This window comes from Novosphingobium sp. MMS21-SN21R (genome assembly GCF_031846015.1).
In the GTDB taxonomy this organism is placed as follows: domain Bacteria; phylum Pseudomonadota; class Alphaproteobacteria; order Sphingomonadales; family Sphingomonadaceae; genus Novosphingobium.
In genome coordinates, this window is the sequence record NZ_JAVRDU010000001.1 from 2,806,921 (window position 1) to 2,821,656 (window position 14,736).

At 63.1% G+C, this 14,736-nt stretch carries 13 protein-coding genes; 8 read left to right on the forward strand and 5 right to left on the reverse strand.

Features of this window, described 5'->3' with window-relative positions; genetic code table 11:
* Positions 1 to 166: 166 nt before the first annotated feature.
* Positions 167 to 1,075, forward strand: a complete 909-nt coding sequence (locus RM192_RS13505; protein WP_311508069.1) for an SDR family NAD(P)-dependent oxidoreductase — start codon at positions 167 to 169, stop codon at positions 1,073 to 1,075.
* Here RM192_RS13505 and RM192_RS13510 read toward each other — a convergent pair.
* The 4 genes from RM192_RS13510 to argH form a co-directional block, all read right to left on the reverse strand.
* Positions 1,072 to 1,851 carry an NAD(P)-dependent oxidoreductase gene (locus tag RM192_RS13510; RefSeq protein ID WP_311508070.1) on the reverse strand — a complete coding sequence of 260 codons (780 nt, stop codon included), beginning with the start codon at positions 1,849 to 1,851 and terminating at the stop codon, positions 1,072 to 1,074. The genes RM192_RS13505 and RM192_RS13510 overlap by 4 nt on opposite strands.
* A 100-nt stretch (positions 1,852 to 1,951) precedes the next feature.
* Positions 1,952 to 3,211 carry a diaminopimelate decarboxylase gene (gene lysA / locus RM192_RS13515; protein ID WP_311508071.1) on the reverse strand — a complete coding sequence of 420 codons (1,260 nt, stop codon included), beginning with the start codon at positions 3,209 to 3,211 and terminating at the stop codon, positions 1,952 to 1,954.
* 9 nt (positions 3,212 to 3,220) lie between these two features.
* A complete protein-coding gene (locus RM192_RS13520; protein WP_311508072.1) occupies positions 3,221 to 3,451 on the reverse strand; it encodes a hypothetical protein in 231 nt (76 codons plus the stop codon).
* Positions 3,452 to 3,468: 17 nt separating this feature from the next.
* A complete protein-coding gene (argH, locus tag RM192_RS13525) occupies positions 3,469 to 4,851 on the reverse strand; it encodes an argininosuccinate lyase (RefSeq protein ID WP_311508634.1) in 1,383 nt (460 codons plus the stop codon).
* Positions 4,852 to 5,047: 196 nt separating this feature from the next.
* Between argH and RM192_RS13530 the strand changes: the two genes are divergently transcribed.
* The 4 genes from RM192_RS13530 to RM192_RS13545 all read left to right on the forward strand — a co-directional run bounded on the left by RM192_RS13530 (position 5,048) and on the right by RM192_RS13545 (position 9,710).
* Entirely contained in the window at positions 5,048 to 5,461 is a 414-nt protein-coding gene (locus RM192_RS13530) for a TlpA disulfide reductase family protein (protein ID WP_311508073.1), read from the forward strand.
* A gap of 130 nt (positions 5,462 to 5,591) precedes the next feature.
* A complete protein-coding gene (locus tag RM192_RS13535; protein ID WP_311508074.1) occupies positions 5,592 to 6,731 on the forward strand; it encodes a phosphoserine transaminase in 1,140 nt (379 codons plus the stop codon).
* Positions 6,732 to 6,844: 113 nt separating this feature from the next.
* Positions 6,845 to 8,428: a phosphoglycerate dehydrogenase gene (serA, locus tag RM192_RS13540; RefSeq protein WP_311508075.1), complete on the forward strand. Its 1,584-nt coding sequence runs from the start codon at positions 6,845 to 6,847 to the stop codon at positions 8,426 to 8,428.
* A 148-nt stretch (positions 8,429 to 8,576) separates the two neighbouring features.
* Positions 8,577 to 9,710: an ATP phosphoribosyltransferase regulatory subunit gene (locus RM192_RS13545; protein ID WP_311508076.1), complete on the forward strand. Its 1,134-nt coding sequence runs from the start codon at positions 8,577 to 8,579 to the stop codon at positions 9,708 to 9,710.
* Positions 9,711 to 9,788: 78 nt separating this feature from the next.
* Here the strand turns inward: RM192_RS13545 and RM192_RS13550 are convergent, their stop codons facing one another.
* On the reverse strand, positions 9,789 to 11,291 hold the full coding sequence (locus RM192_RS13550; RefSeq protein ID WP_311508077.1) for a hypothetical protein: 1,503 nt from the start codon (positions 11,289 to 11,291) through the stop codon (positions 9,789 to 9,791).
* A gap of 429 nt (positions 11,292 to 11,720) precedes the next feature.
* On the opposite strand from RM192_RS13550, the gene RM192_RS13555 reads away from it, so the two are divergent.
* From RM192_RS13555 to RM192_RS13565, 3 genes are all read left to right on the forward strand, one after another.
* Positions 11,721 to 13,010, forward strand: a complete 1,290-nt coding sequence (locus RM192_RS13555) for an adenylosuccinate synthase (RefSeq protein ID WP_311508078.1) — start codon at positions 11,721 to 11,723, stop codon at positions 13,008 to 13,010.
* 1 nt (position 13,011) lies between these two features.
* Entirely contained in the window at positions 13,012 to 13,548 is a 537-nt protein-coding gene (locus RM192_RS13560; RefSeq protein ID WP_311508079.1) for a L,D-transpeptidase family protein, read from the forward strand.
* A gap of 85 nt (positions 13,549 to 13,633) precedes the next feature.
* Entirely contained in the window at positions 13,634 to 14,614 is a 981-nt protein-coding gene (locus tag RM192_RS13565; protein WP_311508080.1) for a MarR family transcriptional regulator, read from the forward strand.
* The last annotated feature ends 122 nt before the right edge of the window (positions 14,615 to 14,736 follow it).

The window sequence follows — 14,736 nt, forward strand, 5'->3', positions numbered from 1 at the left end:
TCGGATTGTGGCGCTTTATTGCTATGTTGTTACATTTTATTGACGGTCGTTTGCCTGAATTATCACGAAGGGGCAAATTGCCGCCCGAGTTGCCTTGTTTCGGCCAGCGTGGCATCGCAGCGCGCATGGTATCCGTGCAGCGGGCTGCGCGATTGGAGAGTGTGGCATGAGCATTTCCTTCGAAGGCCGGGTGGCCATCGTGACCGGCGCGGGCGGCGGACTTGGCCGCGCCTATGCACTGGAACTCGCCCGGCGCGGGGCGAAAGTGGTGGTCAACGACCTGGGCGGATCGCGCGATGGCTCCGGCCATTCCGACGCCGCGCTGAAAGTGGTCGAGGAAATCGAGGCCATGGGCGGAGAGGCGATGGCGAACGGCGGCTCGGTCAGCGAATACGAGCAGATGGCCGAAATGGTTGCAAAAGCCCACGAACGCTGGGGCGGTGTCCACGTGCTGATCAACAACGCCGGCATCCTGCGCGACAAGAGCTTCACCAAGATGGACCCGGCGGATTTCGAACTGGTCGTGCGCGTCCACCTGATCGGCTCGGCCTTCGCCACCAAGGCCTGCTGGGATCTGATGCGCGAACAGAACTACGGCCGCATCCTGATGACCGCATCATCGTCGGGCCTGTTCGGCAATTTCGGCCAAGCGAACTACGGCGCGGCCAAGCTCGGCGTCGCAGGCCTCGCCAAGACGCTCTACCTTGAAGGCGCGAAGAACAACATCAAGGTCAACACGCTCGCCCCGGTGGCCGCCACGCGCATGACCGAAGACATCTTCCCCGAAGAAGCCTTCAAACTGTTCGGCCCCGAATCCGTCGTGCCCGCGGCGCTTTACCTCGTCTCTGATGACGCGCCGACCAACGCCATCGTCGGAGCGGGCGCGGGCGGCTATCACTCGGCATGGGTGACGATGAACAAGGGCGTCCTGCTGCCGCATTCAGAGCAATCGGTCGAAGGCTTCGCTGCCAACTGGGACAAGATCAGCGACCGCACGGACGATTTCGTCCCGCGCTCAGGCTCGGAGCAGGCGCAAGTGATCATCGGGCAGTTGCAGACGGCGATGAAGGGCTAAGCCAGCTTCAAGATTACCACGATCCCGCCTTGGGGCTCTTCGGAATTCCAAGGCACCCGCACCGCGTCCGCCCGAGCGCGCGCCAGTATCTCCGGCGCTACGTCAGGGTCATGCACAACCACATCCGCCTGCCCCAACAGTCGCGCGGTGCGTAAGGTCAGGTCTTCGGGGTCGTTCGACGTCAGCACGATCTCGAACCGGCCTGATTGCCCTTCCGCGCCAGACGCCAGCCACGCGCCAACCTTCGCCTCGCTGCCGGCCCGGAACAGGTCAAGCTCCCCACCCTCGTCCAGCGCCGAATCCAGTGCACGCCTCCGATCTGCTACCGAGGCCCAGCGCCTGCGCATCCCCTCGCGCGCCTCTTCCAGCGCACGGGCGAGCGCACCCAGCCCTTGCGGCAGCAACCGCTCCAGCCGCAGGCGCAGGATCTTGGCCAAGCCCGCAGAGGCCCCGCCCGTGCCCACCGCGATCAGTACCGGATCGCGGTCGAGGATCGAGGGGGTGGTGAAATCGCACAGTTCGGGCCGGTCGACCACGTTGACCAGCAGCCCAGCACAGCGCAACCGAATTGCGTCGCCCTCGGCCATGGCCGGATTGTCGTGCGCGATGAAGGCCAGCCGCGCGCCTGCGTCGATGCCGTCGGCCATGTCGCGCATGATCCTGCCGCCCGCGCGTTCGATCAGGCGCTGCTTGGCGTCTGCCGCATCCCCCTCGCCCAGCAGGATCACCGGCTGGCCCGCGATGCGGTGGAAGAGGGGGAGGCTGTGTAGGGTCATGGGGTTGTGCCAGCGTCCTTCGACAGGCTCAGGACGAACGGGGGTGGGGCTGATATTCCCTTCCAGACCCGTCCATGCTGAGCTTGTCGAAGCATGCTTGTCACGCAAGCCACTCCGGAACGCGTTCTGCGCTGAGGATCGTGGCGGGATCGATGCGGTCAGCCACCACGGCCCACTTGTCGCCATCGACCATCACCTCGGGCACCAGGGGCCGCGAGTTGTAGGTGTTGGCCATAGTCGCGCCATAAGCGCCGGCTGTGCGGAATACGGCCAGATCGCCGCGCTCGACCTTGTCGATGGTCCGCGCCATGGCAAACGTGTCCGAGCTTTCGCAGATCGGGCCGACGATATTGGCAGTGAACGTCTCGCCATTCGGCTCCACCGCCACGAAATCATGCCAGGCATCGTAGAGCGCAGGGCGCGCCAGATCATTCATCGCGGCATCGACCACGACCCATGGGCTGCTGGTGCCTTCCTTCACGCGGATCACTTGCGTGACAAGCACGCCGGTGTTGCCGGTGATCACGCGGCCCGGTTCGAACATCAGCGTGACGCCCCAATTGCCGGTCACGCGTGCGACCATCGCCGCGTATTCCTCGGGCTGGGGGAACACTTCGCCCGCCTTGTAAGGCACACCCACGCCGCCGCCGAGGTCCATGTGCGTGACGGTGTGGCCCGCAGCGCGGATCGTTTCCATCAGCCCGCCCACCTTGGTGAACGCGGCTTCCAAGGGATCGAGCGACGAGAGCTGGCTGCCGATGTGCAGCGTGAGGCCGCGCATGTTCAGCCCCGGCGTACCTGACAACCGCGCATAAATGGCAGCGGCCCGGTCAAAGGGAACGCCGAACTTGTTCTCGGCCTTGCCCGTGGAAATCTTGCCGTGCGTTCCGGCATCGACATCGGGATTCACCCGCAGCGCGGCCGAGGCGACCTTGCCCATCGACGCTGCGATCTCAGCCAGTTCCAGCCCTTCTTCCTCGCTTTCGAGGTTGAACTGGCCAATCCCTGCCTCGATACCGCGGCGCATTTCTGCTGCGGTCTTGCCGACGCCTGAAAACACGATGCCATCGGGCACCATGCCCGCGGCCAGCGCACGCTCCATTTCGCCGCCCGAAACGACATCGGCGCCATAGCCTTCAGCCGCCAGCACCTTGAGCACCGACAGGTTGGGGTTGGACTTGACCGCAAAGGCGATCTTCGCATTGCGTAAAATGCCCAGCGCATCGCGGAAAACGCGGGCGTGGCGGGTGAGCGTCGCGCGCGAATAGACATAGACGGGGGTGCCGACTTCGGCTGCAATCACCGGCAAGGGCACGGCTTCAGCGTGCAGCACGCCGTTGTTCAGTTCAAAATGATCCATCGGAAATTCTCAGTCTTCGGGAGGCAGATCGAAAGGATCGTCTTCGCGATCCTGCGAGCGGCGACGCGGCTCGACATTGCGCGCAGGGGCTGCCTGCGCGGGGCTTTTGAGCAGATCGTCCGCGCCCGGCTGCACCTCGCGACCATAGGGGATCGGCGGCGACGTCTGATCGGGCGCCAGCTTCAGCTCGGCTCGGTTGCCGCAGCCAGCCAAAGCCAGTGCGGCAAATCCAGCCAGCAAAGATGTACGCCAAACCCTCAAGTCACGTCCTCCAGCCCCAGCGCCACGCGCGCCTCGGCCACGCGCTTCCTTACCTCGTTCGGCGCGGTTCCGCCATGGCTGGCGCGCGAGGCGACGCTGGCATCGACCGAGAGCGCGGCATAGACGCGATCATCGATGCGCGCGTCGATGGCCTTGAGGTCATCCAGTGGCAACTGGTCGAGCGCAATCCCGCGCGATTCCGCCAACTTTACCGCAGACCCAGTGATGTGGTGCGCTTCTCGGAACGGGATGTTGGCCTGCCGCACCAGCCAGTCGGCCAGATCGGTTGCGGTGGCATAGCCCAGCTCTGCTGCCGCGCGCATGCGCTCGGTACGGAACTTCGCCTCGGCCACCATGCCGGTCATCGCCGCGATGGAAAGCGCGAGCAGCGAGGCCGCCTCGAACACCGGCGGCTTGTCGTCCTGCATGTCCTTCGAATAGGCCAGCGGCAAACCCTTCATCGTGATCATCAGGCTGGTCAGGCAGCCGACGATCCGCCCCGAATGCCCGCGCACCAGTTCGGCGGCATCGGGGTTCTTCTTCTGCGGCATGATCGAGCTGCCGGTCGACAGGCTATCGGGCAGCGTCACGAAACCGAACGGCTGGCTCGCCCAGATGATGAATTCTTCGGCCAACCGCGACAGGTGCAGTGACGCTTGCGCCGCCGCCATCAGGTAATCGAGCGCAAAGTCGCGGTCGGACACCGAATCGAGGCTGTTGTCGGTCGGGCCATCAAATCCCAGCGCCTCGGCGGTGCGGAAGCGGTCGATCGGAAAACCGGTGCCTGCCAGCGCCGCAGCGCCCAGCGGGCTGCGGTTCATGCGGACGCGCGCAGCGGCAAAGCGGGACCGGTCGCGCCCGGCCATCTCGTAATAGGCCATCAGGTGGTGGCCCAACGTAACCGGCTGCGCGGTTTGCAGATGGGTGAAGCCCGGCATGATCGAATCTGCGTGCTCGCCCGCGCGGCCAACCAGCGCGACCTGAAGCTGCTTAAGCCCCAGTTCTGCCTGGTCCATCGCATCGCGCACCCACAGGCGGAAGTCGGTCGCCACCTGATCGTTGCGGCTGCGCGCAGTGTGCAGACGCCCCGCAGCCGCGCCGATCAGTTCGGCAAGGCGGCTTTCGGTGGTCATATGTATGTCTTCGAGGTCCCAGTTTTCGGGAACTCCGTTCGTTTCATATTCGGCGGCGACGCTATCCAGACCGCCCGCGATCAGCGCGGCATCTTCATGCGAAACGATGCCTTGCGCGGCCAGCATGTCCACATGGGCCTTTGACGCGGCGATATCTTGCCGCCACAGCGCCTTGTCGAAGGGAATCGAGGCGTTAATCTCGCGCATGATGGCCGAAGGGCCGCTGGCGAAGCGCCCGCCCCACATCTGGTTGGAGCCTGAATTGCCGCTCATATCCGTCCGTTCGCCCAAATTGCTGCTTCTGGTCGCGGCACTTGCCGTCGCGGGGTGCGATAGGCAAGCCGCGCCCGACTCGCAACCGCAGAGCAGTGCCACCGCTACGGAATCTTCAGCCAAGGGCGAATTCAACGGGACTTTGGACATTGCCAGCAGGGGCGCGGAGATGCCTGACTTCACGGTAACCAACCCTTCGGGCAAGTCGCTCAAACTGCGCGACCTCAAGGGGACGCCGGTTCTGGTGAACCTGTGGGCGACATGGTGCGGGCCTTGCGTGCTGGAGATGCCGATGCTCGACAAGCTGGGCGTGGACAACGCGGCCAAGCTGCGCGTGCTCACCGTTTCCCAGGACATGGCAGGCAACGACAAGGTGGCCCAGTTCTTCGCCGAGAAGAAGTTCGCGAAACTCGAGCCATGGCTCGATCCGGAAAACAACCTCGGCTTCCATTACAACACCGGCATGCTGCCTACGACCGTCCTTTATGATGCGCAGGGCAAGGAAGTATGGCGCATGATCGGCGCGCACGACTGGTCCAGTGCACGGACCTCGGCGATGCTGGCGGAGACGATGGGGAAGTAGAAGGCGCAAGGCCCACCCCCACACCAAAGCACACCCCCGATCCAGATTGACAAACCGCCGCGCCTCTCTAGAGGGGCCAGCGGGCCACGCGGTCCCAACGCCGCGCGTGCTCTCTGTAAGGAGAGACTACATGACTGTTGGTTACCCGGCACGCAAACCTGCGCGCCCGTTCTTCTCGTCCGGACCCTGCGCCAAGCCGCCGGGTTACTCCCCCGAAAAGCTCAGCACCGAATCGCTCGGCCGGTCACACCGCGCCAAGATCGGCAAGACGCGCCTGCAGTACAGCATCGACCTGATGCGCGAAGTGCTGCAGCTGCCCGATACGCACCGTATCGGCATCGTTCCGGGATCGGACACCGGCGCTTTCGAAATGGCGATGTGGACGATGCTGGGCGCCCGCCCCGTCACCACGCTGGCATGGGAATCGTTCGGTGAAGGCTGGGTGACCGACGCGGTCAAGCAACTCAAGATCGATCCCACCATCCTGCGCGCCGATTACGGCCAGATCCCTGATCTGAACGCGATCGACTGGTCGACCGACGTGCTGTTCACCTGGAACGGCACCACCTCGGGCGTTCGCGTTCCGAACGCTGACTTCATCCCGGCGGACCGCGAAGGTCTTTCGTTCGCAGACGCCACCTCGGCAGTCTTCGCTTACGACATCGACTGGTCGAAAATCGACGTTGCCACCTTCTCGTGGCAGAAGGTCCTGGGCGGCGAAGGCGGCCACGGCGTGCTGATCCTCGGCCCCCGCGCGGTCGAACGGCTGGAAACCTACACGCCTGCATGGCCGCTTCCCAAGGTGTTCCGCCTTGTGTCCAAGGGCAAGCTGACTGAGGGCGTGTTCAAGGGCGAAACGATCAACACCCCTTCGATGCTTGCCGTCGAAGACGCGATCTTCGCGCTCGAATGGGCCAAGGATCTGGGAGGCCTCAAGGGGCTGCAGGCGCGCAGCGATGCTAACGCGGCGGCGCTGAACACGATCGTCGAAGCGCGCTCGTGGCTCTCGCACCTCTGTGCTGATGAAGCGACCCGGTCGAAGACCTCGGTCTGCCTCTCGGTCGAAGGCGCGGATGCAGACTTCATCAAGAAGTTCGCTGCCCTGCTCGAAAAGGCTGACGCTGCCTATGACATCGCCGGATACCGCGATGCCCCGGCAGGCCTGCGCATCTGGTGCGGCGCGACAGTCAACGCAGAGGACATTGCAGACCTCGGCCCATGGCTCGACTGGGCTTATGCCACGGTCAAGGCCGAACTGGCCGCAGCCTGACCTGCCTCACCTGAACCGCGCCCCCGCGAAAGCGGGGGCCTCAGGCCTCTAGAATACCACCCGGATCAACGAGGCCCCCGCCTTTGCGGGGGCGCACGGATTGGACAACTGACATGACCAAGCCCAAAGTTCTCATCTCCGACAAGATGGACCCCAACGCCGCCCGCATCTTCACCGAAATGGGCTGCGACGTTGACGTGATCACCGGCGAAACACCGGAACAGCTGATCGCCCGCATTGGCGAATATGATGGCCTTGCCATCCGTTCGTCGACCAAGGTGACCAAGGAAATTCTCGCCGCTGCCACCAACCTCAAGGTCATCGGCCGCGCCGGCATCGGCGTCGATAACGTCGATATTCCTGCTGCCTCGGCGCAGGGCGTGGTCGTGATGAACACCCCGTTCGGCAACTCGATCACCACCGCCGAACACGCCATCGCACTGATCTTCGCGCTGGCCCGCCAGATTCCGGAAGCCAATGCACAGACGCAGGCGGGCACCTGGCCGAAGAACGGCTTCATGGGCGTTGAAGTCACCGGCAAGACGCTCGGCCTGATCGGCGCTGGCAACATCGGCTCGATCGTCGCTTCGCGCGCTCTCGGCCTGCGCATGAAGGTCGTTGCGTTCGATCCGTTCCTGACGCCTGAACGCGCCATCGAAATGGGCGTCGAAAAGGCAGATCTCGATACGTTGCTGGCCAAGGCCGACTTCATCACGCTGCACACGCCGCTGACCGACCAGACCCGCAACATCCTCTCCAGAGAGAACCTCGCCAAGACCAAGAAGGGCGTGCGCATCGTCAACTGCGCGCGCGGCGGTTTGATCGACGAAGCTGCCTTGAAGGACGCGCTCGATTCGGGCCAGGTAGCAGGCGCCGCGCTCGACGTGTTCGAGGTAGAGCCTGCCAAGGCATCGCCGCTGTTCGGCACGCCGAACTTCATCTGCACCCCGCACCTCGGTGCCTCGACCAACGAAGCGCAAGTCAACGTCGCGCTGCAAGTGGCCGAGCAGATGGCCGACTTCCTCGTCACCGGGGGCGTCACCAACGCGCTCAACATGCCGTCGCTTTCAGCAGAAGAAGCGCCGAAGCTGAAGCCCTACATGGCGCTGGCAGAAAAGCTCGGCAGCCTTGTCGGCCAGCTGGCGCACGACAACCTCACCAAGATCTCGATCGAGGTCGAAGGTGCCGCCGCGCAGCTTAACCAGAAGCCAATCACCGCAGCCGTTCTGGCCGGTCTGATGAAACAGTATTCGCAGACCGTGAACATGGTCAACGCGCCGTTCCTCGCCAAGGAGCGCGGGCTTGACGTGCGCGAAGTGCGCCATGACCGCGAAGGCGAATACCGCACGCTGGTGCGCGTCACCGTCGGCACGTCTCAGGGCGAACGCTCGGTCGCGGGCACGCTGTTCGGCAACGGCCAGCCGCGCCTGGTCGAAATCTTCGGCATCGGCATCGAAGCCGATCTCGATGGCGACATGCTCTACATCGTCAACACCGACGCGCCCGGCTTCATCGGCCGCATCGGCACGCTGCTAGGTGAAAACAGCATCAACATCGGCACCTTCCACCTCGGTCGCCGCGATGCCGGTGGCGAGGCGGTACTGCTGCTCTCGCTCGACAACCCGGTTCCGCAGGACGTCCTCAAGACCGCTTGCGACATCCAGGGCGTCCGCGTGGTCAAGGCGCTGAAATTCTGATCCACGCGATCTGACGGCAGGAAATCGGGGCGGGCGCAGTAATGCACCCGCCCCTTTTTCATAACCAACTCCCCTCATCCCGAGCTTGTCGAAGGATGCTCGCTCCCGCTCATCGACACGCCGCAAACTTCCCGCTAAGCGCCGCGCCATGACCGACGTCGATTCCGATCTGCTGCCTGAGGGCCTCGAAGACCGCCTGCCGCGCGATGCGGCCACGGCAACGCGCGTGATGCGCGCGATCCACGGCGTGATGCACGGCCACGGCTATGACCGGGTCATGCCGCCCTCCATCGAATTCGAACGCAGCTTTGCCGCGCGCATGGCGGGTATCCAGAGCCGCCGCATGTTCCGCTTCGTCGATCCGCTGTCGTTGCGGATGATGGCGCTGCGCAGCGACTACACCCCGCAGATCGGCCGCCTTGCCGAAACCCGCCTCGCCGAAGCGCCGCGCCCTTTGCGCCTGTGCTATGCGGGCCAGATCGTCACGATCAAGCCCGATGGGCTCAACCCCGCGCGCGAAAAGCTGCAATGCGGTGCCGAACTGGTGGGCGCAGATAACGTCGCCGCCGCCGCCGAAGTCGTCGCCATCGCTATCGAGGCACTACAGGCCGCAGGCGCAAGCGGCGTCAGCGTCGATTTCACCCTGCCCGATCTGGTCGATACGCTGGCCGAAAAGGCCCTGCCGCTCGACCCGTCACAAATCGAAGCCGTGCGCCGCGAACTCGACACCAAGGACGCAGGCGGCCTGCGCGATGTCGGCGGTGAGGCCTACGTGCCGCTGCTTTACGCCACCGGCGAATTCGACAGCGCCATCGAGAAACTGGCCGCGATCGACGCCAAAAATGCGAATGGGGGCGGCGCGCTCGCCAGCCGGATCGGCGCCTTACGCGAAATCGCCGCGAGCCTGAACGGCACCGCGCGCCTGACCCTCGACCCGAGCGAACGCCACGGCTTTGAATACCAGACCTGGTTCGGCTTCACCCTCTACGCCCAAGGCGTACGCGGCCCCGTCGGTCGCGGCGGCACCTACCGCATCGCCGGCAGCGGAGCAGGCGAATCCGCCACCGGCTTCTCCCTCTACCCCGACGCGCTGATCGACCTTCTCGCGGCAAACGAACCCGCAGAGGACCGCGTGTTTTTGCCGCTCGGGCACAACCGCGATGAGGCGGCGCGGTTGCGCTCGATTGGCTGGCGGACGGTTGCGGCGTTGTCGGACGCGGATAGCGCTGAGGCGCTGGGCTGCACACATGTGCTCCACGGGCCAAACCCGGTACAATTGTAACGCACGCTTGTATTGACGGGCAAGCGCAACCCAAGGCGATTGCCCGTCAATACAAATCGCAGTGCATTTCCATGCAATTCAGAACTGGTATCCTGCTACGGCATAGACCGCCTTGTAATTGCGCGCAAATTTGCCGTTGAAGCCTAGCCGGATCAAATCCGTCCGATGACGCGTAGCGTTTTCGCGCAACCGGAAGCCCAGCGAGGCCGATACAAGATGTACGTCGCGGGTGAAGAGTTCATCGCCAAACATGTGCGAGAACATGTAGCTTGCCCGCAAGGACAGGTTTCGACCACCCGTCCGCGCCTTGAGCGGAAGGTCATAAGCAAGCCCGTTCAACACCGTCCAATTCGAGGTGTTTCCATCTTTTACGCCTTGGCCCATGAACTTGACATCCACGACCTTGCTATAACCGACCATGTTGCCCACGGTGAGCATGCCACGACCAATGCGCTTCAGTGCATAGCGACTGCCAAGCGTAAACGCTGCGACCTGGCCCTTCAGCCCATCGTCCGGTGCATCGGTATAGCCATAGGCAACGCGAGGCTCGAGTATCCAGCGCGGATTGACGGCATGAACGACCGAAACAGCGAGCGATGCCTTGTAAGCTTCCTGCCCTCCGAGTCTCCGGTAGGTCATCGGTACATCGACGGCGAGCAGCGAGCGGCTTCCCTTGAATATCCGCCAGGATTTGTTGACCCGGCCTGAAATGTCCACGCCGTTCCGACCATTCTGCCGAACCGGACCGCCCCACAGACCAACGCCAAAGCCACTATCATCGAAATTGCCGCTTTCGTTCAGTGCCTTGCCGTCGCTGTTTGCGAGGTCCAGGCCATCAGTCACAATCTGAAACTGCTGACTGTCGGCCGAACCTACTATCGGATTCTGGTTTCCTCTGGCCACTGAACAAGCATAGATTCCCGCGCGATATTCAGCACCGGTCGTTGGTGAATTGGGAAAGGGCACGGTCGGAACCGTCTGGCCATCCAGAAAAGCCCGATAATTTGCGTAAGCTTGCGCATAATCACTACCCACTATCCTGACATTAGCAGTGGTGGCGTAGTTTGTTTCGATGTAGCCATAGGTTGCGTTGAACTGGTCACCCGAGCCGGTAATTGGTAACCCACCTGGAACTGGCACCCCATCCAAACCAATCGGAATAGGCCCAGCGCTCAATGTCGAAAGACAGGGTATGCGGATGTCGAAACTGACAGACCTTGCCCCGTTTGCGCTGGTTTCTGCGCTGGCATTTATGTTGAGCGCCACGCCCATCACATTTGCAGCCGAGATCAGGACCGGATCCGAATTGCCCGGTTGTGCCGGGCGGAAATCGAGTGCTGGATAGCGGGTCAGGAGGAAAGCCGGGTCGTACGCTTCCAGATTGATGCTCAAATTCGGAAAGTTGAATTTGTCCGGCTGGGTGTAAAATGACGTATTGGGTATGTTGCTCCGCTGCAATACGTTTACGATCATGTCGCCGGGCTCTGGTATTACAGGATTAGTGACGACACGTTGCGCGAATGCTGGCGTTGCGCAGGCAAAGGACACTGCAAACATTGCGTATTTTGAAAAATTCTTCATAAACCCCCCAATTATTCGAATCTCTCCCATTTTTCATATAACATCTCTGATCATGCCAAAATAGATTCCAGTATTCAATAAAAATTGCGTCATAATTATTTCATGTTCCATGAAATAATAGCATTTTATAAATTCATATTTGTGTTCCTGCTGACCACAGAAAAAAGACCGCGGCTTTTTTGGCAAGCCGTTTTTACCCGCATTGGCATTATAGCTCTGTTGGCTGTGCCATTGGTGCGTTCAAGTCAGGGCCAGAGGCCGGGTGAAGCACGTGGCCCCCAGAGCCACAGCACTTGACTTCGACGCGCTTATCCCCCTAACGCGCGCACCGAAATAAGGGTGCCTGCCGCCCGACCAACCCATCCGTTTCGCCGAGTCCTGTCGAAGGGCGCTACCGGATCCACCTTGGCAGGGTGGAGGAGTATAAGCATGGCCAATGTAACCGTGATTGGTGCCCAGTGGGGCGATGAAGGCAAAGGCAAGATCGTCGACTGGCTCGCCAGCCGCGCCGATGCCGTCGTCCGCTTCCAGGGCGGCCACAATGCGGGCCACACGCTTGTCGTGGGCGAGCAGGTCTACAAGCTTTCGCTGCTACCATCGGGCATCGTCACCGGCACGCTGTCGATCATCGGCAATGGCGTGGTGCTCGATCCCTGGGCGCTGAAGGCCGAGATCGAGAAGCTGACCGCGCAGGGCGTGGAAATCAACGCCGACAACTTCGCCATCGCCGACAATTGCCCGCTGATCCTGCCGCTCCACCGCGATCTGGACGGGCTGCGTGAGACGGCGGCAGGTTCGGGCAAGATCGGCACCACCGGGCGCGGCATTGGCCCCGCCTATGAGGATAAGGTCGGTCGCCGCGCGATCCGCGTGTGTGATCTCGCCCACCTCGATGCGATGGATTCGCAGCTTGACCGCCTTTGCGCGCACCACGACGCGCTGCGCGCAGGCTTCGGCCAACCGCCGGTAGACCGCGAAGCGCTGCTGGCCGAACTGCGCGAAATCGCGCCCTATGTCCTCCAGTTCGCCCAGCCAGTGTGGAAGCGCCTCAATCAGGTGCGCAAGGCGGGCGCGCGCATCCTGTTCGAAGGCGCGCAGGGCGTGCTGCTCGATGTCGATCACGGCACCTATCCGTTCGTCACCTCGTCGAACACCGTGTCGGGCACGGCTGCGTCCGGCTCGGGCCTCGGCCCCAATGCCACCGGCTTCGTGCTCGGCATCGTCAAGGCCTACACCACGCGCGTCGGCTCCGGCCCTTTCCCGACCGAACTGGAAGACGCAACCGGCCAGCGTCTGGGTGAACGCGGCCATGAATTCGGCACCGTTACGGGCCGCAAGCGCCGTTGCGGCTGGTTCGACGCCGTTCTGGTCCGCCAGTCCTGCGCCATCTCGGGCGTCACCGGCATCGCGCTGACCAAGGTCGACGTGCTCGACGGCATGGAAAAAGTGAAGATCTGCACCGGCTACCGCCTGCGCGGCAAGGTGCTGGACTATTTCCCCAGCCACGCTGCCGATCAGGCCGAAGTTGAACCAATCTACGAGGAAATGGACGGCTGGGCGGGCACCACCGCCGGGGCGCGGTCGTGGGCGGATCTGCCCGCACAAGCGATCAAGTATATCCAGCGCGTGCAGGAATTGATCGAAACGCCGGTCGCACTGGTATCGACCAGCCCCGAGCGTGAAGACACGATCCTCGTCCGCGATCCTTTCGTCGATTGACATGATCCCGCGCCGCCGCCTGCTCCTCACCCTGGGAAGCGGCGCGGCGGTGCTGCTCGGCGCAGGACTTTGGCCAGCGGGTCTGGTGCCTGCGCGGGCAAGCAGCGTCCGCGCTGAGGACATTGCCAGCATCCGCGTCGAAAAAGCCGCCCGCCGCCTGTTGCTGCTTGGGGCGGACGGAGATGTCCTGCGCAAGTTTGACGGCATCCAGTTGGGCGATGCCCCGGTTGGCCACAAGCAGTTCGAGGGCGACGAGCGCACGCCCGAAGGACGCTATGTGATCGACCACGGCAACCCGGTGAGCGCCTATCATCTTTCGCTGCACATTTCCTATCCCGACGCTCGTGACCGTGCCTTTGCCGAGTCGCAGGGACGTTCGCCCGGTGGGCAGATCTTCATCCACGGCCAGCCGAACTGGCTGGGTAGTGGACGTATCCCCGGCGACTGGACCGACGGCTGCATTGCCTTGTCGAACACCGAAATTGAGGAATTGTGGGCACTTGTCGGCGATGGCACGCCGGTCGAGATCGTGCCTTGATCCAAAACCGAGATAAATGTCCTTGACCTGATCTTCATTTGTTCCACACCTGTTCACATAAGTGGAGCTACTAAGGAACAGCGCAATGGGACAAGCACTGGCACAGTTCGATTACCGTTCGGAAGACGTGGCGCTGCTGCGCCCTGTCTCGCCGCTGGCTGTCGCGGTCTTTGCAGATCGCGGTTACATCCGGGCCGAAATGGCAGAAGATGCCGCAGCTGCCGGTCTGCGCGTCACACGCACCGCCAATCTCGGCGTACTGCTGGCCGAACCCGATTTTCAGGTTAGCGATATCGTGCTTGTCGATTGCCCGGTGATCGAAGGGGCCGATCTTGCTGCGCTCATGGCGCTCGACGTTCGCGCCGCGCGGGTCGGTGCTCAGCTGGTGGTGTCTACCAGCGTCGGCTCGCTTGATGACGTGTTCGGCTGTCTGGATCAATCGGGCGCGCAAATTCTCGTCAATCCCAGCCGCGCTGACCGCGTGATCGCTTTGGGCCGACTGCTCATGGCCGATGGATCGCGGGTGCGCGAACTGTCTGACCATGATCGCATGTCATTGCTCCGCCTGACCGAACAGGTCTCGCAACTTGCCCAACAGCTTGAAGGCCTTTCCGCGCCGGCAACAGACGGCAACATGGTGGGCGCTTCCGCCTTCAGTTTCGATGGCAGCGGCGCGCGCGATCCGGCGCTACAGCGCCTCGTCCGGCAACCCCGCCCGCCGCTTCCCGATCCCCGTCTGGTGCGCAAGATCATTCGCCAGCGGCAGCTCCGCACCCGCTTCTTCGAAGGCGAGCTGTTTGCCGATCCTGCGTGGGACATGCTGCTGGATCTTGCCGCCGCCCGCGCCGAACACAAACGCGTCTCGGTTACCTCGCTGTGCATCGCCTCGGGCGTGCCGCCGACAACCGCCTTGCGCTGGATCAGCCAGATGACCGAGGCCGGGCTGTTTTGCCGCGCCGAGGATCAAAGCGATCGCCGCCGCGCCTTCATCACCCTGTCCGACAAGGCGGCGGACGCGATGGCGCAGTTCTTCGCGGAAATCGGCACGGATGCTTTGCTGGTCTGACCCAGCGCGACACGGTTCAGGGTCCGGCTTGTCCCCAGCCGCCCCTCGCGCGCCCGGACTGCCTCCGTGCCGGGCGCGCGCCAGTTGCCCAAGCCTCGCGCAGACCGGACTCTCCTGCCGTT